The sequence below is a fragment of the Paenibacillus sp. RC73 genome, from assembly GCF_044908085.1.
Taxonomy (GTDB): Bacteria; Bacillota; Bacilli; order Paenibacillales; family Paenibacillaceae; genus Paenibacillus; species Paenibacillus terrae_A.
Window position 1 is genome coordinate 466963 of record NZ_JBIYCV010000003.1, and the last position, 22692, is coordinate 489654.

19 protein-coding genes are annotated in these 22692 nt (G+C 48.5%); 10 read left to right on the plus strand and 9 right to left on the minus strand.

What is annotated here, in order from left to right; genetic code table 11:
• The first annotated feature begins 346 nt into the window (after positions 1–346).
• The 3 genes from ABH897_RS09005 to ABH897_RS09015 all read left to right on the plus strand — a co-directional run bounded on the left by ABH897_RS09005 (position 347) and on the right by ABH897_RS09015 (position 4378).
• Positions 347–2479, plus strand: coding sequence for a molybdopterin-containing oxidoreductase family protein (locus ABH897_RS09005; RefSeq protein ID WP_404519405.1), 2133 nt, complete (start codon positions 347–349; stop codon positions 2477–2479).
• A gap of 47 nt (positions 2480–2526) precedes the next feature.
• On the plus strand, positions 2527–3780 hold the full coding sequence (locus ABH897_RS09010; RefSeq protein ID WP_283653621.1) for an MFS transporter: 1254 nt from the start codon (positions 2527–2529) through the stop codon (positions 3778–3780).
• Between the two features lie 103 nt (positions 3781–3883).
• Complete coding sequence (locus ABH897_RS09015; RefSeq protein WP_283653620.1) at positions 3884–4378, plus strand: GNAT family N-acetyltransferase; 495 nt, start codon at positions 3884–3886, stop codon at positions 4376–4378.
• A gap of 108 nt (positions 4379–4486) precedes the next feature.
• Here ABH897_RS09015 and ABH897_RS09020 read toward each other — a convergent pair whose 3' ends face one another.
• Both ABH897_RS09020 and ABH897_RS09025 read right to left on the minus strand, forming a co-directional pair.
• The gene (locus ABH897_RS09020) at positions 4487–5035 is read right to left on the minus strand and encodes a GNAT family N-acetyltransferase (protein ID WP_044646191.1); all 549 of its coding nucleotides are present in this window, start codon (positions 5033–5035) and stop codon (positions 4487–4489) included.
• Between the two features lie 84 nt (positions 5036–5119).
• Positions 5120–5845 carry a copper amine oxidase gene (locus ABH897_RS09025; RefSeq protein ID WP_283653619.1) on the minus strand — a complete coding sequence of 242 codons (726 nt, stop codon included), beginning with the start codon at positions 5843–5845 and terminating at the stop codon, positions 5120–5122.
• Positions 5846–6053: 208 nt separating this feature from the next.
• Here ABH897_RS09025 and ABH897_RS09030 point away from each other — a divergent pair, with 208 nt between their 5' ends.
• Positions 6054–7733 (plus strand): glutamine--tRNA ligase/YqeY domain fusion protein, encoded by a 1680-nt coding sequence (locus ABH897_RS09030; protein ID WP_283653618.1) that lies wholly within the window; start codon positions 6054–6056, stop codon positions 7731–7733.
• Positions 7734–7918: 185 nt separating this feature from the next.
• Here ABH897_RS09030 and ABH897_RS09035 read toward each other — a convergent pair whose 3' ends face one another.
• Entirely contained in the window at positions 7919–9142 is a 1224-nt protein-coding gene (locus tag ABH897_RS09035) for an MFS transporter (protein ID WP_283653617.1), read from the minus strand.
• 513 nt (positions 9143–9655) lie between these two features.
• Here ABH897_RS09035 and ABH897_RS09040 point away from each other — a divergent pair.
• From ABH897_RS09040 to ABH897_RS09055, 4 genes are all read left to right on the plus strand, one after another.
• Positions 9656–11500, plus strand: a complete 1845-nt coding sequence (locus tag ABH897_RS09040; protein WP_404519406.1) for a motility associated factor glycosyltransferase family protein — start codon at positions 9656–9658, stop codon at positions 11498–11500.
• Positions 11497–15105 carry an Ig-like domain-containing protein gene (locus ABH897_RS09045; RefSeq protein ID WP_404519407.1) on the plus strand — a complete coding sequence of 1203 codons (3609 nt, stop codon included), beginning with the start codon at positions 11497–11499 and terminating at the stop codon, positions 15103–15105. Before ABH897_RS09040 ends, ABH897_RS09045 begins: the two co-directional genes overlap by 4 nt.
• A 219-nt stretch (positions 15106–15324) precedes the next feature.
• Entirely contained in the window at positions 15325–16128 is an 804-nt protein-coding gene (gene mobA / locus ABH897_RS09050; RefSeq protein ID WP_283653614.1) for a molybdenum cofactor guanylyltransferase, read from the plus strand.
• 23 nt (positions 16129–16151) lie between these two features.
• Entirely contained in the window at positions 16152–16766 is a 615-nt protein-coding gene (locus ABH897_RS09055) for a LysE/ArgO family amino acid transporter (RefSeq protein ID WP_404519410.1), read from the plus strand.
• Positions 16767–16777: 11 nt separating this feature from the next.
• On the opposite strand, the gene ABH897_RS09060 is transcribed toward ABH897_RS09055, so the two are convergent.
• Positions 16778–17209: a DUF3592 domain-containing protein gene (locus ABH897_RS09060; protein WP_349361880.1), complete on the minus strand. Its 432-nt coding sequence runs from the start codon at positions 17207–17209 to the stop codon at positions 16778–16780.
• Positions 17210–17480: 271 nt separating this feature from the next.
• Entirely contained in the window at positions 17481–17942 is a 462-nt protein-coding gene (locus ABH897_RS09065) for a VOC family protein (protein ID WP_283653612.1), read from the minus strand.
• A 159-nt stretch (positions 17943–18101) separates the two neighbouring features.
• On the opposite strand from ABH897_RS09065, the gene ABH897_RS09070 reads away from it, so the two are divergent.
• The gene (locus tag ABH897_RS09070) at positions 18102–18536 is read left to right on the plus strand and encodes an Lrp/AsnC family transcriptional regulator (protein ID WP_283653611.1); all 435 of its coding nucleotides are present in this window, start codon (positions 18102–18104) and stop codon (positions 18534–18536) included.
• 90 nt (positions 18537–18626) lie between these two features.
• On the opposite strand, the gene ABH897_RS09075 is transcribed toward ABH897_RS09070, so the two are convergent.
• The 4 genes from ABH897_RS09075 to ABH897_RS09090 form a co-directional block, all read right to left on the minus strand.
• Positions 18627–19559, minus strand: a complete 933-nt coding sequence (locus tag ABH897_RS09075; protein WP_404519412.1) for a 1-phosphofructokinase family hexose kinase — start codon at positions 19557–19559, stop codon at positions 18627–18629.
• Positions 19560–19573: 14 nt separating this feature from the next.
• Positions 19574–19888, minus strand: a complete 315-nt coding sequence (locus ABH897_RS09080; protein ID WP_283653609.1) for a DMT family transporter — start codon at positions 19886–19888, stop codon at positions 19574–19576.
• Positions 19888–20229: a DMT family transporter gene (locus tag ABH897_RS09085; protein ID WP_283653608.1), complete on the minus strand. Its 342-nt coding sequence runs from the start codon at positions 20227–20229 to the stop codon at positions 19888–19890. Before ABH897_RS09085 ends, ABH897_RS09080 begins: the two co-directional genes overlap by 1 nt.
• A 63-nt stretch (positions 20230–20292) precedes the next feature.
• Positions 20293–20886, minus strand: a complete 594-nt coding sequence (locus ABH897_RS09090; RefSeq protein WP_349362263.1) for a TetR/AcrR family transcriptional regulator — start codon at positions 20884–20886, stop codon at positions 20293–20295.
• Positions 20887–21152: 266 nt separating this feature from the next.
• On the opposite strand from ABH897_RS09090, the gene cls reads away from it, so the two are divergent.
• Positions 21153–22664: a cardiolipin synthase gene (gene cls / locus ABH897_RS09095; protein ID WP_283653606.1), complete on the plus strand. Its 1512-nt coding sequence runs from the start codon at positions 21153–21155 to the stop codon at positions 22662–22664.
• Positions 22665–22692: the final 28 nt, after the last annotated feature.

The following is a 22692-nucleotide window of genomic DNA, read 5'->3' on the forward strand; positions in this document are numbered from 1 at the left end:
GGAAAAATGGGAACAAAGTAAATCCGCCATGACAGGTCCGGGGGAACGAAACCTGTCATGGCGGATTTTTTTGGGAGTGGTCCATGATTTGGCATGGAGGATGAGTGTGCTCTCGTCCATAATGCCTTGATCTCTTTTACCCTTGGTATTCATTACTGAAACAGGTATTGTCAAAAATAATATAGAATATTAGAAATCCGTTTTGCTGTGAGCAGCAAGCGGATTTTTTGAGCTTTGTGGACGGATTTGGGTTGGAAAAATCCTTCTCTTGCCATAGGACATAGCTGTATATATGATAAGAACAGTGTAATTTTTGGAAACGGTAATGGAAAGGAGCATCAACATCATGGATCATCGCAACAGCGCGTCTCCTGAGGCTGTGCTTCAGCAAGACTTGCAAGGGAGGCAGCGAGTGACGGAGCGTACGGACGGTATTTTTCCGGCTGTATGTCCGCTGGATTGCCCGGATACGTGCGGGCTCCTGCTTCACAAGGAAGATGGAAAGATCGTCAAGGTGACCGGTAATCCGGATCATCCTATTACGAAGGGGGCCATTTGCAACAAAGTTCGCAATATGACGGAGCGAGTGTATGACCCCGAACGGCTGCTCTATCCGTTGAAGCGTGTAGGTCCCAAGGGGCAAGGGAAGTTCGAACGAATTAGCTGGGAGGAGGCAGTGGATACCATTACAGGCCGCTTCAAGGAACTGATTCGCACGGACGGACCGGAATCTATTCTCCCCTACAGCTTTTACGGCAATATGGGCGTGTTGAGTGTGGACGGGATGGATCGCCGTTTTTTCAATGCGCTGGGTTCAAGCCAACTGGACCAGACGATTTGCAGTGTGGCTGGGAATGAAGGCTGGGCATCCGTCATGGGTTTTAAGGGTGGCACCAGTCCGGAGGATACAGAGGATGCTGACCTCATTATTGTATGGGGTGGAAATGTCATCAGCACCAATATGCATCAAGTGGTATTGGCTGAGAAGGCACGTAAAAAAGGTGCCAAGGTGATCGTCATTGATGTCCACCGCAATCGGACAGCGCAATGGGCGGATTGGTTCATTCCGCTATACCCGGGAACAGATACCGCGCTCGCGCTGGGTGTTATGCACGTACTGTTCGAGCAAGGGCTGACGGACGATGAATTTTTGCGCCGCTATACGGTCGGTCATGAGGAACTGCGCGAGCATGTGAAGGCATATACTCCACAGCGGGTCTCACGCATTACAGGCGTGCCGGAAGCAGATATTATTCGTCTGGCGGAGATGTACGGACAGGCGCGAGCGGCGTATATCAATATTGGCAACGGACTTCAACATCACGATAATGGCGGTATGAATATACGCGCGGTTACATGCTTGCCAGCGCTCACCGGGCAATGGCTGAAGCACGGCGGGGGAGCATCACGTTCCAATGGGGCTTACGGCAAATTCAACGGTGCCAACCTGGCGCGTCCTGATCTGCGTAAGAACCCGGATGCCCGGGCGATCAACATGAACCAAATCGGCGAAGCGCTGCTACAGAAGGACGAGCCGATCAAGGCGCTGTTCGTGTATTGCAGCAATCCGGTTGTCGTAGCACCTGATGCTGATCGGGTGACGCAGGGGTTTGAACGGGAGGATCTGTTTACGGTCGTTCACGACCTGTTCCTCACCGATACGGCCCGCTATGCGGATATTGTACTGCCTGCGGCGTCTTCTTTTGAAGGCACAGACCTGTATAAATCGTATTGGCATCATTATATCCAGATGCAGGCGCCTGTCATTGCACCACTCGGGGAAAGCAAAAGCAACTATGAGCTGTTTAGCCTGCTTGGACAGGCTATGGGCTTTGATGAGGCTGCTTTCATGGAAAGCGAAGAGGACATGATCGCGGGTGCACTTGATAACCCGACGAATCCTTATCTCAACGGTGTGACTTTGGAAGCCTTAAAAAAGTCACCTTTTGTCAAACTGGACATGACGCCGAAGGCTACCTATCTGGATCGTCTGACTACGCCTTCAGGCAAGATTGAGCTGTATTCGGAAAAGATGAAGCAAGCGGGTCTGCCCGCGATGCCTTCGTATGTGCCGCTGATTGAAGGATACGACGGAGAGCATCGACCGCAAGCGGACGAGCGGTTTCCGCTGATGTTTATTTCGCCGCCGAATCATAATTTTCTGAATTCCACGTTTGCAAATTTACCGAAGCATCAGCGGCTGGAACGGGAGCCTTTGCTGCAAATTCATCCGGAGGATGCTCAGGCAAGAGACATCGCGGACGGTGATCCGGTTACGGTATGGAACGACCGGGGAACGTATGAGCTGAAAGCCAAAGTCACGGATCTGATGCTGCCTGGTACGGTGATTAGCCAAGGGTTATGGTGGGAAGGTAAAGGACGCAGACAGCGTGCCAATGTGTTAACCTCTGACCGACTGTCGGATATGGGGCGGGGGGCTACTTTCTTTTCAACGGTGGTGAATGTGAAGCGTCAATGAGATAATGTCTTTTTATGGTGTCAGATGCTAAAGGAGAAACAGAATATATGAAATGGTTGGATTCTTATCCGAAAGAAGTGAAAGTGTTTCTTGTCGCCAGCCTGATTAATTCCGCCGGAAGCTCTCTAATGTGGCCGTTGGTTAGCATGTATGTGTTTGACGAGCTGCACCGCAGTATGGGAGATGCGGGGATTGCGATTTTGGTGCAGTCCCTGGGCGGGATTTTTGGTCAGGTGCTAGGAGGAGCCCTTTATCACCGCATTGGGGCCAAAAAACTGATTGTCGGCTCGCTGGCAATGAACGCGTTGGGACTTCTCACGCTTCCATTTACCAGCGGTCACTGGGTTGCGTTTGTTATTATGATGGGCTTTATCGGCTTTTTTAATGTCGTATCTGTGCCCGCAATTCAGGCATTTGTAGGTTTTCGCTTTGCTGACCGTCGTGGAGAGCTGTTCAACATTATCTATGTTGCCAATAATATAGGGGTGGCGTTGGGTACGGGACTGAGCGGCGTTCTGGCTGATCTCTCTTATCAGCTCAGCTTTGTCATGAACGGGATTACCTCTGCGGTATTTGCCGGGTTTTTCTGGTCCTATCTGAGCAGGGTCGACCGGGAAGAGGGGGAAGTTCAGCTCAGCAAGTCCGTGAAGAAAAGAACAGAGGAAATACCAGCGCGGCTGCTTTTCCGTGATACCAGGCTGTATCTCTTCGTCGGGTTGGGCTCGCTCTTTTTATGGTTCGGTAATTCGATCTGGAATACGGGCGTATCTCCATATATTATTGAGCAGGGCTTGCCTAAAACGATGTACGGGCTACTATGGACACTGAACGGTGTGCTTATTTTTGCTGCACAGCCGATTATTTTCTGGCTCAAACGTCTTTATGCCCGTCACGCTTCGGCTCAAATGACGTGGGCAGGGGGATTTTATTTGGCAGCTTATATCGTCATGTTAGGCACACAGAACTATACGGGGATGATATTCGCCATGGTTTTGGCGACCCTGGGAGAGATGCTGATCGCACCAGCGGTTCCGGCATTTTTGTCCGACCATGGAGGTCGGGGAGCACCCTTTTACATCGGGTTAGTCGGGGGGATTGGCGCTGCCGGACGGGTGATGGGGCCTTATATTATGGGGAGGCTATATGATGGCGGAGGTCTGCCACCCACACTTTGGCTGGCAGCGGGCGTGGCGGTTTTGTCCATCCTGTTCTTTATTCTGCATAGCGGATTGAACCGTTCCCGCTGTGAAGAGGATGCTTTTGAGACTACTACGTCCAAGGCAGACGTTTCCAGTACTTAAGTCCTAATAAAGACTGTGACAAGCCCGTGATTATGGTACAATAAATGACGAATGGTTGCTGCCTATACTTCAGGAACGCCTTCACAGGAAGGATTGAAAGAAATTGCTTACAAGTCAACCCCTGACGATACGTCATTCGGAGATGAAGGATGCTCCTGATCTGATTGCGCTGGATGAATTGGTATGGAATGAACGAACGGCCCCCGCCTCGCTGTCATGGAAGTCGCGTGGGGAGTTTTTGCGCAATACGCCTCCGGGCTCTCAACTGGTCGCTATCGAACAGGGAGTGCTCTGCGGTTATATCGGATTTCGTTCTCCAACGCTGTTGGCTAGTAATTGCCATGTGTTAGAAATAAATATAGCCGTGCATCCAGCCTATCACCGCAACGGTATTGGGATGGCGCTTATGAACGCCATGAAGGATATTGCAGCCGCTGAGGGCATTCGCAAATTAAGCTTGCGGGTACTCTCGTGCAACACGGAGGCCCTAATGTTTTATGAAAAATGCGGATTCTCGATCGAAGGACGTTTGCATGAGGAGTTTTACATAGCGGGCCAATTCGTGGACGATGTGTTAATGGCCTATTTCTTAAAATAGACATGGATTCTATAGCTCAATCAGCTTCTTATAGCATCCTATAAGCCGTTCATAAGGAACAGCGCCGCAGACCCTAAACGGGTTGCGGCGCTGTTTTATGGTGCAAGGTTACCGAAGCTGTTTCCACTCGCTCTGGAGCATGCCGTACACAGCATGGTTCATATAGCCGTCGGGCAGCAGTTCCGCTTCGCGGATAATACCTTCGAGCACGAAGCCCAGACGCTCCGGGATCCCCCGGCTGCGGCGGTTGGTGGTGGCGCAACGGATTTCGATCCGGTGAAGGTCCAGCTCTATCAGCGCATACTCGATGAATACGCGGCATGCGCTGGTCATAAGACCTTGTCCTTCGTAACCGTGTCCAAGCCAGTATCCAATGCTGACCGAACGGTGAGTCCAATTGACTTCATGGTAGCTGATGATGCCAGCCAACTCATTATCCAGCCAGATTCCGGCGGTCACGCTGCCGTTCTCTGCGGCTTGCTTTAAGGCGCTCTGCACAAACTGCTCTGTGTGGCTGACTTCCGTAGTGGAATCCACCCATGGAAGCCACTGACGCAGGCGGTCACGGGACATTTCGATCAGCTCAAACAGAGGCTGCACATGCTCCTTGGTGAGCGGACGAAGGACGGTGCGTTCGTCCAACGCGTATGTAAACATGATTGATCCCCTCTTTCACTCGGAAAATCGCTAAACCAGCCAGTCTAGCATTTAATCCCATGCTACCTTATTCTGCGAGAGTCGTCAAAATGGAGAGGAAGCTGCAAACTCAATAGGTCCCACCCGGAACCGTCCATGCTCATATACATACTTCAGCTCCAAATCCCCTACAAATTCGGTTGGGGATACGCTGCCCGATACGGTGGCGCGTAGAGGACGTTGTTCGGCATCGTACATGACGACAGAGCTGAAATCGAGGCGGTCTGTAAAATGGGCTGGATCATCGTAAAACGCCGATGCTTTAGGGTCGAGCGTGTGTGTGATGCCATCAATCGTGACTGTAATATGCACCTGCTGGTTGTGGTCACACAATTCTACACTGCTGTGAACCCGCCGGGACACAGCATCTGCCGCCGATTCAACCGGATATTCGTCCATGGTCTGTGCGTTGACGATATGAAGCTCCTGCAATTCGACACCTGTGCCTGAGGCGAGGGTCAGGATGACTACAGCTTCGTGAACGCCATCGCCGTTTACATCCGTATAGTACAACTGTGGTGCGGTGGCGACATCTGCTGAGCCTGACCATGCGAATGTACGACGCTGCTGGCCGATTTTCAGCGTGGCTGTACGGAATAGCCCCTGGGACGGCTCCTCAACATACAATTTTACGGATGAGTCTTCAGGAGCGACGGCTAACGGACGCGATTGTATGGGTTCAGGTGCCGGATCCGGTGAAGGATGACCGGAAATTATACTGGAAGAGGACAAAAGCATAGACAGCAGGATCACGATGAGTAGCTTAAACACGGGTGGGTTCTCCTTTTCCGGGTAAAATAAAAGATATATACACTATAACGAATTTATTTGTCAGAAATGTTAACTCTTTTTCATAACTTGTTACTTTTTGGGCTGAAGAGGGCATAAGGTTTTTCATTTTATTGAGTTATGCGGTGTGAAAGGGTATATTTAAGGGAACAGATTTTGTACAGATTACACGGAAGAAAGGTTGATTAGCGTGGAGAAGCCGATCACTCCCCCCAATTTTATTAAGAGTGTCATTGAAGAGGATTTACGTACCGGTAAGGTAAAGGAAGTTGTTACACGATTTCCACCGGAGCCGAACGGATATTTGCACATTGGACATGCCAAAGCCATCTGGATCAATTTCTCGTTGGGAGATGAATTCGGAGGACGCACCAACCTGCGTTTTGACGATACGAATCCGGCGAAGGAAGACACGGAATACGTAAACTCCATTCAGGAGGACGTGAAGTGGCTGGGTTACGAATGGGAGGAGAAACATTTTGCCTCCAACTATTTTGACGAAATGTACAAGCGCGCCGTTTTGCTGATCCAGAAGGGTAAAGCCTACGTGGACGATCAAAGCGCGGATCAAATCCGCGAAACTCGTGGCACACTGACCGAACCGGGGCAAAACAGTCCTTACCGTGAACGTAGTGTGGAGGAAAATTTCAAGCTGTTCGAAGAAATGCGTGCAGGGAAATACCAAAACGGTGAAAAGGTGCTGCGTGCCAAAATTGATATGGCTTCGGGAAACATTAATTTACGTGATCCGGTGATTTACCGTATTTCGCATACCGAGCATCACAACACGGGTGACAAATGGTGCATTTACCCGATGTATTCCTACGCTCATCCGCTAGAGGATGCCATCGAGGGTGTAACGCACTCGCTCTGTTCGCTGGAGTTTGAGGATCAGCGTCCGTTGTACGATTGGGTTGTAGCCGAATGCGAGATGGAAAAGGTACCGCACCAATACGAATTTGGACGGTTGAACCTGGCTCAAACCGTAACCAGCAAGCGTAAGCTCAAGCTTCTGGTAGATGAGAAGCATGTAGACGGCTGGGATGATCCGCGTATGCCAACGATTTCCGGCTTGCGCCGCCGTGGCTATACGCCGGAAGCGATCCGCAGCTTTGTATATGAGACGGGCATTTCCAAAGCCTATGGCGTGATTGACCTGCAAGTGCTGGAGCATTTTGCACGTGAGGACTTGAAGCTACAGGCACCTCGTACAATGGCGGTCATTGATCCGTTGAAGGTGGTCATTACGAACTATCCTGAAGGACAGGTTGAAATGCTGGAAGCGGAAAACAACACGGAAAATCCGGAGCTGGGCATACGCCAAATTCCGTTTTCGCGTGAGATTTATATCGAGCGTGAGGATTTCATGGAGAATCCGCCGAGCAAATACTTCCGCCTGTTCCCAGGCAATGAAGTACGCCTCAAGCATGCTTATTTCATCAAATGTAACGATGTCATTAAAGATGCGGATGGTCATGTAACGGAAATCCATTGTACCTACGATATAGAAACCAAGAGCGGATCCGGCTTTACCGGACGTAAAGTCAAAGGCACAATCCATTGGGTGGAGGCTACTCAGGCCGTTCCTGCTGAATTCCGCCTGTATGAGCCTTTGATTAACGCAGAAGATCCGGAAGCGATTGAAGAGGATGGAACGGAAAAAACCTTCCTCGACCAATTGAATCCAAACTCTCTGGAAATTGCTCACGGCTTTGTCGAGCCGAATATGAAGGAAGCACAATCGCAGGACAAGTTCCAATTTTTCCGTCATGGTTATTTTAGTGTCGATCCGAAGCTTTCCAAGCCGGGTGAGCCTGTGTTCAACCGTGTGGTATCACTGAAAAGCTCTTTCCAATTGCCCAAGCAATAGGTTATTGGAAAGCATGGGACGGATGGCAGCCTCGTGTGACCAAGTCAAAAAGGAGTCTGCCATCGGCAGACTCCTTTGCTTTACGCTCACGGGCTCCATATATAATGATAGTTGGCGATACTAGACATCCCTGTCTGTAAGGGGCAAGCAAGAGAAGAAAAGGGTGTTATATTCCTCGGGTGTTGTTAAGGGGCTTCTTCTGCTTGTTTGTGGTCTTCGGCATGACAGGGCTTGTAACCGTTCTTGTACAGCATATACCACATGATGGCGAATCCTATAAAGCCGAGCAAGGCAAAGAAGACACCTGCATTGTACATCATTTCGCCACCGAAATTCTGGAACAGCCAGCCTCCTGCAAAGCCTGCTACAATGCCAGATATCCCACTCCACGTCAACGTATATACGGCCTGCCCGGATGAGCGGTAAGCTATCGGTGTGAACAGGACGGTCAACTGGGTGCCTACATAGAAATATCCACCGAAGGTGACGCAATGAAGTGCCTGAATGAATACGATCTGAATCGGGTCCGTGGCCAAGGCCATGAGCTCCCAACGTAAAGCAAACAGCAAACTGACAAGGGCCAGACAGCCGACCATTACTGTCATTTTTTTCTTCAAAAAGCGGTCGAACAGCAAAAAAACAATAATTTCGAATATCGATGACATAAAGACAGCAAAACCCAGCATCAGCTTGGACCCGCCCAGCTCGGTGATATACAGGGACATAAAGGCGCTGTTGATCGAATTCGGAATGGATACCAAGATACCCAACAAAATGAAAGATATAAAGTATCCGTTCATTAAAATGCTGCCAAAGCCACGCAAATGAATGGTTGCCGTTTCAACGCTGCTTTTCAGTGGTGGAATCGCCAGGGTACAGATCAGGGCAGCCAGAAGCAGCACAGTAAAGATGGTGGATATACTGGATATTCCCGTTTGGTCAATGATCAGGCCAGCTACTGCCGCCGTCACAGCCCAGCCGAAGGAACCCCATATGCGGAAGGAGCCGAATTTCCGGTCCGTGCCCTCAATGTAGCTGAGAATGAGACTGTTACTTTGGGCGAACAAAGGACTTTGGAAGAAATAAAAACCGATCATCGACACATAAATCATGACATACGTATGGACATGAAATAAAGCTTGCAGCAGCAGTAATGTACCTGTAATCATAAACAGTAAAATACGCCGAAGGTTACGACTCCGGTCACTGGTATATCCCCAGAAGGGATTCGCGAATACCGATACAAAAGGCCCAATCGCCATCAGGCTCCCGATCTCAAGCTTGTCCATGCCGATCTCTTGAAGATACAACGGGAAGAAGCTGGAGAAAATGACCATGGCTCCATACAGAAAAAAATTGTACAGCTTTAAGGAGTATAGAGGAGTCTCTTGAATTTCTCTATTTTGCAAGGCAAGCCATTCCTTTCTTAGCCCGGTAGAGAATAAAGCATAGGATGCCGATCTATGGGAAGGTTCTCTATCCAATGTATCATGTGTTGAAAGGGTTAACAAACCAATAAATTAACAATTATGTAATATTTATTCGAGGATACTAATTCGATAATAGTTTAAGCAAACTTAATGACTATTGCGTTATTTTGTTGGTTTTTATTTTTGGTGCTCCAAGGGGCGACATGTAGATGAACTGCAGCGTTTGAGTCTATATATTGTTGGTTCAAGCAGATACTTGGTTGGTTACAAAATCCTTATTTAAAAATAGGTTCTTAAGACCTAAAGTTTATACAAAGAATAGCCGATACTTAATCCATAATCAGGGTGATTTAGGATTATTTTTTTCTGATTTAAAATATAATGACGCAGATATTACATAAAACTAGAATACTATTCCTTATAAGGGAATATATGGGTTTATCTGACCTATATCGTTGGTTTTATGAGATATCGGATGGAAAGGAATGAAAAATGGCATCGCAGCATCGTAGAGACAATTCCTTGTACCGCCGTTTTCCTCGGCTTCATCTGCTTCAGGCAGGAGAAGGATATGAGTTGCTGGCTTCTAAAACCAACGAGCCCAACATAGCACTGACTCGTGAGGGGCGATCATATTATTTGCATGATCCTGAGCAGCCTGGGCGGGAAGCAGAGCTATTTGTTTTCGATTTTAAAGAAGTTAAACCTCAAGCGCACGTGATTTTTTTTGGAGTAGGACTAGGGTATCATATCCGCAAATTTTTGCGTAGACACCCAAATACCAGCTTCTCCATCGTCGAGCCGGATACTGGTGTGATGAATATTTTTTTGCAGCACCTGAATGAAAACGACTGGCTGGCTGATGAGATGATCGAAGAAGTTATGGTAGGAGCAATTACTGGGGAGACGCTCGGTACACTGCACAGGTTGATTGATCGTGTATCTGGAGTGCTGGTTGTTCCGTGGCTCCCGTATCGCTCTTTATTTACTGCGGAACTGAAGAAGTTTAATGAAATATTGTACAGGATGGTGTCCAGCAAGAAGGAGAAAATGGCTATCAACCATGTTTATGAGAAAAAGTGGGCACTAAACAGTATGCATAATATTCCCTTTATTTTACATAGTTCGGATTTTCTGTACACGGGATCAGAGCATATTGCAGGCAAGCCAGCCTTAATAATATCAGCTGGTCCTTCCCTTAACGACGAAATTGAGCACCTGCGCTACATTCGGGAGAATAATCTTGCGTACCTGTTTACGGTAGGGTCGGCAGTGAACACGATGGTGGAGCATGGCATATACCCGCATGGCACGTTCAGTTATGATCCGAACGAATACAACGTAAATGTCATTCAAAAGGTGATCGACAAGGGAATTGATTCTATTCCACTCATTTTCGGCAGTACGGTCGGCAAACACACACTCGATGATTATCCAGGTCGTCTTATGCATGTCATCATCTCTCAGGATGAGCTCTCCATGCACATATTGCGCACACCGGAGGGACATAAACCGACGATTATTAACGATGCTCCTTCTGTAGCGGTCATTGCACTCCAATGTATGATCCGGATGAAAGCAGACCCTATTGTGCTGGTGGGGCAAAATTTAGCTTATCGTGATGAACAATATTATGCTGAGGGGATTACTCATGCCCAAGGTGTTCCAGCTAGTGCGGATTTGCCGCGTGTACAGGGCGTTCATGGCCAGCAGGTGGTTACACGACATTCTTTTATCAAAATGAAAACAGAGATGGAATTTTACATCAGTACAGCGAAGGGAACTGAATTTATTAACACAACATGTGAAGGCGCTGCTATCAAGGGAACATCTTTTCAGAACTTGGAAGAGGTAATCCAGACGCGGTTAAAAGGTCCGATTGAGGATTCGTGGCTGCAAACCAGCAGTAATTCGGAATACGATCTCTTGTATCTGAGGTCACGCATTGAAGAGCTTCAGCGGGCTGAAGAGGCCTTTCAAGCAATTATGGAACAGATTCACCACGCTCTGCTCGATATCAAACATAAGCTCAGTCTGAAGCAGTTTAATATGCTAAACGTGTCCTTTGGGCAGTTTGATAACTTGTTTGCCTCATTAATAGGCAATTGTTTTTTCAAAATATATGTTTTGCCTCGCCAGCGTATGCGGTATGAGTTTTTGTACAGTAAAATGGACGCCATTCGGAGCAGTAGGAATTCTCAGATCAGAGGGGAGCAAATTCTGCTGTACTTCGGGGATTTCATATGGAAATGTCAGCAAGATTATATGGAAATTAAGAGTGAGATCCATGAATTTCACCGTTCCATTCACACCCAAATAAAAGGAGTACGTATATGAGCAAGAAAAAAAGAAATAAGAATCATGTAAATCGAATGATTAAGGCAAGTGTACTGACAACACAGGTACTCAACCTGGCAAACCCTTATATTTCAGCGGCGTTTGCATCAGAGAGTGTAAGTAACAACGCGACGGAGAATGTATCCGTTTCTGACGGGTTCGTCCAAGAAGCTTCTTCATCCAGCGTGGTTTCATCGGTCTATATGAAGGCGCAAATAGACGAGCCCCCATACTATACATGGCTTTCACCTCAGGCAAGCGGCGTTTCTTTTTATGAAAATCTGTTTATGGCATTCAGTGAAGAGGTGCAACTGGGAGCAGGCCATCTGGTGGTGCATCGGCAGGATGGGAGCGAAGTGGGAAGAATAAACGTAAGCGGAGGAACGGTTACAGGGGGAGATATACGTTTCAGTGGCCAAAGTGTGGTGATGAAACTGGATCACCTGCTGACGGATAGTACAGACTACTATGTAGAGGTTAGCTCGGGGATGTTTGTAGACCGTGCAGGCCAGGGAAACAATGCAATTTGGGACAAGAACACGTGGAGCTTCCGGACAGCAGACGCCACAGCGCCGAAGCTGGTAAGGAAAGTATCACCGGAAGGTTCAGAGCTAAGTGGATCGAGCCCAGTTGCAGGCTTTATGATGGAGTTTAATGAGCCGATGAAGTGGGGCCAGGGGTATGTAAGGCTGCACGAAGCCTTGGGAGGAACCGTGGTACGAGAGCTGCGGATAACCGGAGCCGGGAATTCGAATTTTATGCTAAAAGGCGAGGAAAATATAGCGTACATTGAGCTATCAGGTGAACTGGAGGAAGGAAAGTCGTATTATCTGGAAATCACCTCGGGAGCGCTGACGGATTTGGCGATGAACCCGTATGTGGGGATGCATACACCGGAGGATTGGACGTTCCGCGTACGAGATGAGCGCCCATATTCTATCTATACATATCCCCGTGAATATGCACATACGCTCACGCCGGATTTGGGAATAGCCTTTAGCGAAGAAATGCAACTGGGCGCAGGCCGTCTTGTCATGCATCGGCAGGATGGGAGCGAAGTGGGAAGAATAAACGTAAGCGGAGGAACGGTTACAGGGGGAGATATACGTTTCAGTGGCCAAAGTGTGGTGATGAAACTGGATCACCCGCTGACGGATAGTACGGACTACTATGTAGAGGTTAGCTCGGGGATGTTTGTAGACCGTGCAGGCCAGGGAAACAATGCAATTTGGGACAAGAACACGTGGAGCTTCCGGACAGCAGACGTCACAGCGCCGAAGCTGGTAAGGAAAGTATCACCGGAAGGTTCAGAGCTAAGTGGATCGAGCCCAGTTGCAGGCTTTATGATGGAGTTTAATGAGCCGATGAAGTGGGGCCAGGGGTATGTAAGGCTGCACGAAGCCTTGGGAGGAACCGTGGTACGAGAGCTGCGGATAACCGGAGCTGGGAATTCGAATTTTATGCTAAAAGGCGAGGGAAATATAGCGTACATTGAGCTATCAGGTGAACTGGAGGAAGGAAAGTCCTACTATCTGGAAATTACCTCAGGAGCGCTGACGGATTTGGCGATGAACCCGTATGTGGGGATGCATACACCGGAGGATTGGACGTTCCGCGTACGAGATGAGCGCCCATATTCTATCTATACATATCCCCGTGAATATGCACATACGCTCACGCCGGATTTGGGAATAGCCTTTAGCGAAGAAATGCAACTGGGCGCAGGCCGTCTTGTCATGCATCGGCAGGATGGGAGCGAAGTGGGAAGAATAAACGTAAGTGGAGGAACGGTTACAGGGGGAGATATACGTTTCAGTGGCCAAAGTGTGGTGATGAAACTGGATCACCCGCTGACGGATAGTACGGACTACTATGTAGAGGTTAGCTCGGGGATGTTTGTGGACCGTGCAGGCCAGGGAAACAATGCAATTTGGGACAAGAACACGTGGAGCTTCCGGACAGCAGACGTCACAGCGCCGAAGCTGGTAAGGAAAGTATCACCGGAAGGTTCAGAGCTAAGTGGATCGGGCCCAGTTGCAGGCTTTATGATGGAGTTTAATGAGCCGATGAAGTGGGGCCAGGGGTATGTAAGGTTGCACGAAGCCTTGGGAGGAACCGTGGTACGAGAGCTGCGGATAACCGGAGCCGGGAATTCGAATTTTATGCTAAAAGGCGAGGAAAATATAGCGTACATTGAGCTATCAGGTGAACTGGAGGAAGGAAAGTCCTACTATCTGGAAATTACCTCAGGAGCGCTGACGGATTTGGCGATGAACCCGTATGTGGGGATGCATACGCCGGAGGATTGGACGTTCCGCGTCCTAGATACGCGCCCACATCGTTCTAAGGATAAAGAAACGTCTGATCAGGATACTTCGTCTGCTGCTTCCCCAACAGAGAACAAGACTGGTGTTGTAATAGCAGACGCTAAGACAGCATCCGATAAGAGCAGTACTATTCAACTTATCGGTTTGAATGATGGAGACGCGGGTCAAGCTCTAAATGTTACAAATGTTGACCAGAAAGAACTGGTGGTGGATGCTTCTGGCTATAGTGAAGCAGCAAAAGTGAGTATACCTTCCGCCTTTTTACAACAATACGCGAAAGAAAACACAAATCTGCCGATTAGCATACGAACAGCAGCAGCCCAGTTTACTCTTTCTACTGAACTGATCGACAAATTAGTCGCATTATATCCAGAAGATAGTCTGACAGTTGAAATTTCGTCGTTGACAGGCGAAAACGGTGCACAAGTAAGACAAGCTATTACTGACACGGGTTTAGCGGGTGTTGTGGTAAACCCGGTTGATTTCAAGCTTATGGCCGGAAATCAAGAGATCACTGAATTTTTCGGGCACTACGTGGAACGGAAGTTAATTCTGGATCATGAAGTTGATCCTGAGCACGTAGCGGCCGTATGGTTCGATCCTAAAACAGGCGCGTTATCGTCAGTTCCCGTGTTGATTCGGAATGTGAATGGCCAAACAGAGGCAATCATCAAATCAAATCATAACAGTATTTATGCTGTAGTATCAGCAGACAAAAAGTTTAAGGATCTGGAGAATCATTGGGCGCAAAAAGATGTGGAGATGCTGGCAAACAAGCTGATTGTCAAAGGTGTCCAGCCTGATATTTTTGATCCGGATCGACCTGTAACAAGAGCTGAATTTGTTGCATTGCTTGTGCGTGGGCTCGGTATGCAGGAAAAGCCGTTAACGGAACATTTTACGGATGTGAAAGAAAACGCCTGGTATGCTGGTAGTGTGGGAGCTGCAATGGAAGCTGGTCTGATCCGTGGTTACGGGAATCGGTCATTTGGACCAGAAAAATTGATTACCCGTGAGGAGATCGTGGTTATTACCGAAAAGGCAGCACATTATGCCCAAATTCTGAATGCTGGCCCTGCTAGTGAGAAATATAAAGAGATATACAGCGATGCATCCGCTGTTTCTCCTTGGGCTCAAGAGGCTATGGCGAAGGCTACAGAGCAAGGCTTAATTAAAGGCGTCTCCCCCGGCTTGCTTGCCCCTAAACAGCAGGCGACCCGGGTGGAAGCGACTTCCATACTGAAACGGTTTTTGCAACTCATTAAATTCACGAATTAAAAAGCAATGAACTAGATGAAGAGATAAAGAGGTACTTTCTATTTTCAGGCGATCCAGATGGATCGCCATTTTTTATTCTTTATCTGGATGCTATGATTAGAGCTGTCCCTTTTTTTGAAATCCACTTATATAACAGGAAATCCTCGAAGTGATGGCTCTATTCTGTAATCATTCATAATTAATGATAGAATTTATCTGGGAAAAGGAGGTTTAATGGTGATGGTGGAGGTGACTGGAATTATCGTAGCAGGCGGACGATCTAGCAGAATGGGACAGGATAAAGCGATGCTCCAGCTTGGGGGAGTTACAGTACTGGAGAGAATATCTGCTGTGCTAGGGCAAGTAGCGCAACGAGTTATCGTCGTGGCCCGAGATACGCAGCAGTATAGACGGTTTGGTCTGGAAACGACGACAGACCTGTATCCTGGCTTGGGGCCTTTGAGCGGCATCCATGCGGGGCTTTCTGCTTCCAACACGGAGTGGGGGATTGTCGTCGCCTGTGATATGCCCTTCGTGCAGCCAGAGGTACTACGTGCCTTGATTGCCCATACAACGGACTGGGCAGCGGTGCAAAAGACAACCAGTGACCAAAGGAAACAAGAAGCGGAAGGGGAGCAAGCACTGATGGGTGGAAATGGCTTGTTGAACCGGGCAACGGAATCAGCATTACAAGCGGTAATCACTTCTGTGGATGGGCGTATACATCCGTTGCTGGGCATGTATCATCGAAGTGTGCTGCCGTCCGCCGAGCATTGTCTGCGCAATGGTCGTCTTCGTCTGATTGGCTGGCTGGATCTCCTGAACGTTCGTTATGCGACAGCGGATGATGGGCCGGGAGCGAGCTTAGAAATGTGGCAGCAAGCCGTCTTCAATATGAACAACCCTCAGGATTATCAGCTTACAGTAAATCGTTTGGAGCACATGCAAGATTTACCGGATGTGCAGAAAACTCAGAAAATACAGAGCGATAATCACATCAAGGACAGGAAGGAAATATCGAAAGATGAGAGAGAAGGTAGGTAATGATTTTTGGGGGAGTACATAACATGCTAGAAGCTGTTATCCATGCCGTTTTATTGGCATTGGGGCTGATTTTGCCTTTGGGAGTGCAAAATGTATTTGTGTTTAATCAGGGGGCGTCACAGTCGCGGTTTCGCAATGCACTGCCTGCCGTTATTACGGCGGGAGTCTGTGACACGGTCCTGATTGGGCTCGCAGTTGGGGGCGTCTCCCTTATTTTGCAGCGTTTTCTGTGGCTTACGAATGCGCTTTATGCAGCAGGCTGTCTATTTCTGCTTTATATGGCCTGGACCCTGTGGAAATCGAAGGCGGCTTCCTCGGGAGAAAGCCAGCCTATCCCGCCGAAGCGGCAGATGATTTTTGCTGCTTCAGTATCCTTACTGAATCCTCATGCCATTCTGGATACCGTCGGCGTGATTGGAACCAGCTCCCTCCAATATGATGGTGGGGAACGCTGGGCTTTCGGACTGGCCGCCGTGTCGGTATCGTGGATATGGTTTATTGGTTTGGCGACGGCCGGACGTCTTGTAGGACGTATGGATTCAGAAGGAAGATTCGGCATCATGCTCAATAAAATATCGGCCTTGATTATTTTAGGCTTGGCTATTTATATGGCGGTAAATTTTATGAACAGTATGTGATCCAAACCTTGTTACAAGAAAAACTTCAGTAACGCGAATACCCCGCTCAAAGCGAAGGGAATACCGATCAGAAACAGCATAAAGGCAAGGCAGCCTGCACCATTTACACCGCCTGCAATTAGGGCATCACGAGGGTTCGCTGGATTGTATAATACGTTAATCTTTCTGCCAACCCTGTTGAAGCTCAGATTGGTGCTATAAGGATTCCAGAATTCTACGACTTCACCTGAAGTGGTGTAGAAGCGTACCTTCAATCGGCGGGTGTAACTGGTATCTACCGGATCATCACGGTCAAAGGGAACGATATCAACGTCTACCTCGATATGCGCATCCACGATTTGCCCCTTGGTACGAACCCAATGGCGTTTGCGGTAGCGATGGCGGCGGATGGTCCTGAATCCAAAATAGATGAGTACTAGTCCAAGCAAGCAGAAGAACGGCATCAGCAGCTCAGAGCTAAAATGAAACCAATATACATTGAAATCAATTGAAATGATAATCTACTCCTTTGCATAGTTTAATATTAAATATAATTTCGTGACCATCCATGTTGGTGAAAAAGGTAGCTTATCAATATATCGGTCCATTATTAAAATCGTTTTAATTCTTCCGGATTGGTCATAGATCAGGGTTAAGTGAAATATGAAAAAGCCCACTTCCTGGAGAAGCGGACTTTTCAGTAAATTTGAAATCATGAGCTTATAACGATGCTGACTATTTTTTGCTGGACAAGGACATATCAAAATCTACATCCTCGATAAATTCGATGACCTCGCCATTGGGGCTGTAGATCACAGCATTTTTTACCACCAGAGGGGGCTCACCAAGCGTGAGCTGATCCGGTTCTACAAAGGTTCTTGCTCCATGAGCAAGGGCTTTTTGGTATATTTCGTTTACATTATCCACGTAAAATGCGAAGTGCAGCAAAGCACCGTGGGCAATTTCATCCTCCGAGGAAGCTTTTTTTCCTTGAGCGGGAATGACTGCATCGTTATCAAAAATTTCAAGACAGGTCCTTTGATCAGGTGAAATGAGCATGGAAGCTTCCCGAATTTGAAAGGACGGCAGACTCCAATGATGTCCTCTTTTAAAACCCAACACCTCCGTATAAAATGCAATGGTTGCTTGATAATCCTGGGCTTGGATCGCCACATGTGCAAGACCCTTCACGCTCATTCAAAATCTCCCCTTATAAATAAGTTCACCTTATTATATGGATAATAATAAGGTTCATATATATGAAAAGTGAGGATTTTAGCCTATATTAGTTATTAAATAAAAGTTAATTCGTACAAAAAACATTACTTTTTAAGATCGAAGCAGGAGGTGCTTGATATGCATCATCACATAGACGATATTGATTACAAAATTATGCAGTTGCTTCAGCATGACGCCCGGATATCTATTTCCCAGATCAGTAAAGAAATCTCGATGTCTCAACCGTCCGTTAAAGAAAGAATTATCAAGCTGGAGGATCGAGGGATTATTTCCGGTTATAGCACCGTATTTAATTTACGTGAACTGAATCGGGGAACGACCACTTTTATTCTATTAAAGACAGAGCATTGCCAAGAGCTGGTTGATTTTTGTAGAGAAGTGAAGGAGGTCACCGATTTATTTCGCATCAGCGGGGAATTTAATTATCTCATCAAGTTACAAACTGCGTCGGTAGAGGAAATTGCAGAGTTTCAGGATTCACTGGTGAAATTAGGCCCTTCGAAGTCGCATATTTGTATGAAAAATATACTGGAAAACAGAGTTTTGTTGTAAGGCAGTTGGAGAACAGGACATTCAGAGCATCCAATATTCGGAATATCGAATAAAAGAATGTTTGGATTGGATGAAAAAAAGTGACGCTGATTACAACAGCGTCACTGTAATACCCTGCTCCAGACGTTGCACGTCCTGGAGCTCGATCTTTCCGGCGATGGCGTGCAAAGCCGCCGCCGTGCCGCAGGCCGCTCCCCGCCGTAGCATGGCCGGGAGCTCCAGCCCCGCCACCGCGCCGGTGACCAGCCCGGCGACCATGGCGTCACCGCTGCCGAGCGCGCTGACAATGTCCGCGTCCGGCAGGCTCACGCGGTAGCGCGCATCACGCGTCACCGCCAGCGCTCCGCGCGCGCCGAGCGAGATGACGGCCAGCTGCGCTCCGGCCTCAAGCAGCTGCGCTGCCGCCGCTTCAGCGGCACCCGGGCGCGCTGCGTCGATGCCGGCGAAGCGGGCGGCCTCGTCCTCGTTAGGCTTCACGAGGTCGGGCCTGCCGCGTAGCCCCAGGCGCAAGGCCTCGCCGCTCGCGTCCAGCGCCACTCGCGCACCGCGCGCCTTCGCCAGCGTGCACAGCTCGGCGTACAGATCCGGCGGGCAGCCCCGAGGCAGGCTACCCGAGAACACGACCCAAGCCGAGTCCGCGGCAAGGGTCGTGATTTTGCGCCGCAGCGCGGACAGCTCAGACGGCCCGATAGTCGGGCCGCTTTCGATCAGCTCGGTCTGCGTGCGCGTGGACGGGTCGAGCACGGTAATGGCGAGACGGGTTTCCCCGTGCGCCGTTTCGATGAAATCGGCGCTTACGCCTTCCGAGCTCAACCCGTCGATGAGCAGCCGCCCAGTGTGTCCGGCGGCAAACCCGGTCGCCCGCACAGGCTCGCCCAGCGTGCGAATGACACGGGCGGCATTGACGCCTTTGCCGCCCGGCACCGTCAGGCCGCCCTCGATCCGGTGGACGGCATTCAGACCGAAGCCTGCAACCGTGTAGATTTTATCTACAGCCGGGTTAAGCGTTACGGTGGTAATCACAAGGTATCACTCCTTTAAGAAATTAGCTTTAAACCCAGTGCTGCGGCAAGAATCATAGCGATGAACAGGACACGCAATACGCTTTTTTGTTCACCGTACAAGAACATGCCCGTAATCGTGCTGCCGACCGTTCCGATGCCTGTCCATACCGCGTAGGAAGTTCCCATGGGTAAACTCTTCATGGCGTAGCTGAGCAGCGAGAAGCTAATGACAAAAGATAGAACCATGAGCATGAGTGCTTTCCAGCCCTTGCCAACCGTAACTCCTTTCATGCCAATGACTCCAAACACTTCCGAGCATCCCGCGATAACCAATGCAATCCAAGCCATTATGCGCCACTCCCTTCCTGAGCATCCCGGTCAGTAACCAATTTCAGGCCTACGACACCTGCCAGCAAAAGCGCGATCAACAGCGTTTTGGACCATTGAAACGGTTCCCCGAACAGCAGCATTTCACCTACAACGGTTCCGCCTGTTCCTAGTCCGGTAAATACAGCGTATACCGTGCCTACGGGCAAACGGCTGGCCGCTTTTATGATCAAATAAAAGCTGGCTATTATAGCCAGCACGGTTGCAATCCAGGCGAGTGCAGAATCTGCGTGCTTCAGACCCGAGACCCATACGACCTCAATAAGGCCACCTATAAAAACATAAATCCAGCTGCGATTCATGATGAGCGTTCCCCTTTAAATATAGAATAGTTGTAAATTAATCACTCGTTATGTTCTTGTTCTTCACGCTTCATGAGGCGGGGTTAACGTAATCCCGCGCCAAAAAATAGGCCATGCAGCTTTCAATCTTCGGTGGTAGTTGAGGCTACCACTATAGAGCAGTTCCACCATGATTCCGTCCAGCAGTGTTATGAAGGATAGAGCCACATCCACTGGCTCCATATGTCCAAAGGGCTCCCTATCTCGTGCATTCCGGAGGATGCGAGTTAATTTTCGCTCCATATTTTCCAGAAAAGGATTAACAATATCCAGAACCTCGGAATACAAAGACACAGGCGGTAAGAAGGAAAAGCGAAGCATAAACTTGGCTGTGTTGTTGCTCTCATATTCCTGTCCCATCCAAAACAGGAAGTCATGCAGCGTATGCTCCAGCGGCTGATCTCTGCGTTCCGAAAAGTATTCAAAAATACGTAAATTCTGCTCTTGAAAAGCGTACCTCGCCACCTGTAGAAACAGATCCTCCTTGCCTTGAAAATGCGCATATATAGAAGGTTTTCGAATACCTACCTCAGCGGCAATATTGCTTAAGGATGCCCCCTCATACCCATTGGCTGCAAATTGGAAAAGAGCGGCTTTTCGAATGTCTTCCATTCCCATCATTCTCACCTACCTAACGTTCGTTAGTTTATTTTTGCACGAAAAAAAGTAAGTGTCAACCCGGCTTTATCCGGTTTTGTTTTGAGTTTTTCTACGGATTCTTTTTTTCTTCATAAATCTTAACAAAAAAGTGGGAAGAAATAAGGTTCTCATGTACAGTATAATGAAGATGTCTATTTTTTAACGATGAATCATCCAGTTCATATATACATTGTCTGTTTCTTGCTGCTTGATGAGGATGCAGTGCATTGGAAATGAGGTAAATTATGAGGCGAAGCTTACTGGCCGTGTTAATTGCGGCTATGGTTTTTGGTATTTATTATTTTGGCTTGTTTAATTCCATCGGCACAAATGAAGGAACCGTTATCAGTATCTTTTCTACCCTGTCGGTTATCTCCATCAGTCTGATTATTTTTTCGGAGAATCGTAATCCTTCCACCACGATGTCCTGGATTTTGCTGCTGGCCTTGCTGCCAGTGGTTGGACTTCCTCTTTATTTTTTGTTTGGGCAAAATGTGTTCAAACGCCGCAAGTATAACAAAAAGGCATTGCGTGACCAGCAGGCTTACGACCGTATTGAGAAGGATGCCATGCACGTCAAACGCGATCTGACCTGCTTTACAGATGAGCAGCAGCAGTTGATGCGTTTGGCACGCAGGCTGGCCCGTTCCCCGATTTATTTTGCGGCGGAAACCCAAATCTTGAACAACGGAGATGAAACCTTCTCCACACTATTGGCGGAACTACGCAAGGCAGAGCATCATATCCACATGGAATACTACATTTTTCGGTCGGATGATATCGGCACCAGCATTCAGGAAATCTTGATCGAAAAGGCCAAAGCTGGCGTCAAGGTGCGGTTTATGTACGATGCGGTGGGCAGCATTCAGCTGTCGAAGACTTTCTTGAAGGAAATGCGGGATGCGGGGATAGAAGTCGTCGCTTATGGCGGCGCACGGATCTTGTTCTTTTCCAGCCGGGTAAACTACCGTAATCACCGTAAAATTGTGGTTATCGACGGCAATATTGGATTGATCGGCGGTCTGAATGTAGGGGATGAGTACCTCAGCCGCAACAAAGCCTACGGCTTTTGGCGTGACACGCACATGGTCGTAAAGGGCGAGGCTGTGCGGACGCTGCAACTTATATTTTTGCAGGACTGGCTTCATATGACGGGTGAATCGGTGCTGGATAAGGAATATCTGTCCCCCAAAATCGAGCCAATTACGGACGGAGGCGTGCAGATTATTGCCAGCGGCCCGGATAATGAGCGAAGAGTGCTCAAAAATCTGTTCTTCTCCATGATCACATCCGCCCGCAAATCGGTATGGATTGCCACTCCTTACTTTATCCCGGATGAAGATATTTTGACCGCACTGCGGATGGCGGCTCTGTCCGGTTTGGACGTGCGGATTCTGTTTCCTGCGAAACCGGACAAGTGGCTGCCGTTCCTCGCGTCCCATTCGTATTTCCAAACGTTGCTGGAGGTTGGGGTCAAGGTATATGAGTATGAAAAAGGCTTCCTCCATTCCAAACTTCTCATTATTGACGGAGAGGTTGCGACCATCGGGACGGCTAATATGGACATGCGTAGCTTCCACCTGAATTTTGAAGTGAACGCTCTGTTGATCCGAACGCATAGTGTACAGCAGATGGTGGCGGATTACGAGCGGGATTTGCAGTCTGCCAGCCTGATCGTCCGCGAGGAATTTATGAAGAAGCGTCTGTTCAAGCGTTTGATGGAATCACTCGCCCGGCTGCTTTCACCGCTGCTATAGGTTGAATGAAGAAAGCAAGCAAGCACGC

What these genes read in the sequence shown, in the direction of transcription:
- ABH897_RS09005 (WP_404519405.1), top strand. Translation starts at nt 347, where the DNA reads ATGGATCATCGCAACAGCGCGTCTCCTGAGGCTGTGCTTCAGCAAGAC.
- ABH897_RS09010 (WP_283653621.1), top strand. Translation starts at nt 2,527, where the DNA reads ATGAAATGGTTGGATTCTTATCCGAAAGAAGTGAAAGTGTTTCTTGTC.
- ABH897_RS09020 (WP_044646191.1), bottom strand. Translation starts at nt 5,035, where the DNA reads ATGTTTACATACGCGTTGGACGAACGCACCGTCCTTCGTCCGCTCACC.
- ABH897_RS09040 (WP_404519406.1), top strand. Translation starts at nt 9,656, where the DNA reads ATGGCATCGCAGCATCGTAGAGACAATTCCTTGTACCGCCGTTTTCCT.
- ABH897_RS09045 (WP_404519407.1), top strand. Translation starts at nt 11,497, where the DNA reads ATGAGCAAGAAAAAAAGAAATAAGAATCATGTAAATCGAATGATTAAG.
- mobA (WP_283653614.1), top strand. Translation starts at nt 15,325, where the DNA reads ATGGTGGAGGTGACTGGAATTATCGTAGCAGGCGGACGATCTAGCAGA.
- ABH897_RS09055 (WP_404519410.1), top strand. Translation starts at nt 16,152, where the DNA reads ATGCTAGAAGCTGTTATCCATGCCGTTTTATTGGCATTGGGGCTGATT.
- ABH897_RS09060 (WP_349361880.1), bottom strand. Translation starts at nt 17,209, where the DNA reads ATGCCGTTCTTCTGCTTGCTTGGACTAGTACTCATCTATTTTGGATTC.
- ABH897_RS09065 (WP_283653612.1), bottom strand. Translation starts at nt 17,942, where the DNA reads ATGAGCGTGAAGGGTCTTGCACATGTGGCGATCCAAGCCCAGGATTAT.
- ABH897_RS09070 (WP_283653611.1), top strand. Translation starts at nt 18,102, where the DNA reads ATGCATCATCACATAGACGATATTGATTACAAAATTATGCAGTTGCTT.
- ABH897_RS09080 (WP_283653609.1), bottom strand. Translation starts at nt 19,888, where the DNA reads ATGGCTTGGATTGCATTGGTTATCGCGGGATGCTCGGAAGTGTTTGGA.
- ABH897_RS09085 (WP_283653608.1), bottom strand. Translation starts at nt 20,229, where the DNA reads ATGAATCGCAGCTGGATTTATGTTTTTATAGGTGGCCTTATTGAGGTC.
- ABH897_RS09090 (WP_349362263.1), bottom strand. Translation starts at nt 20,886, where the DNA reads ATGGGAATGGAAGACATTCGAAAAGCCGCTCTTTTCCAATTTGCAGCC.
- cls (WP_283653606.1), top strand. Translation starts at nt 21,153, where the DNA reads ATGAGGCGAAGCTTACTGGCCGTGTTAATTGCGGCTATGGTTTTTGGT.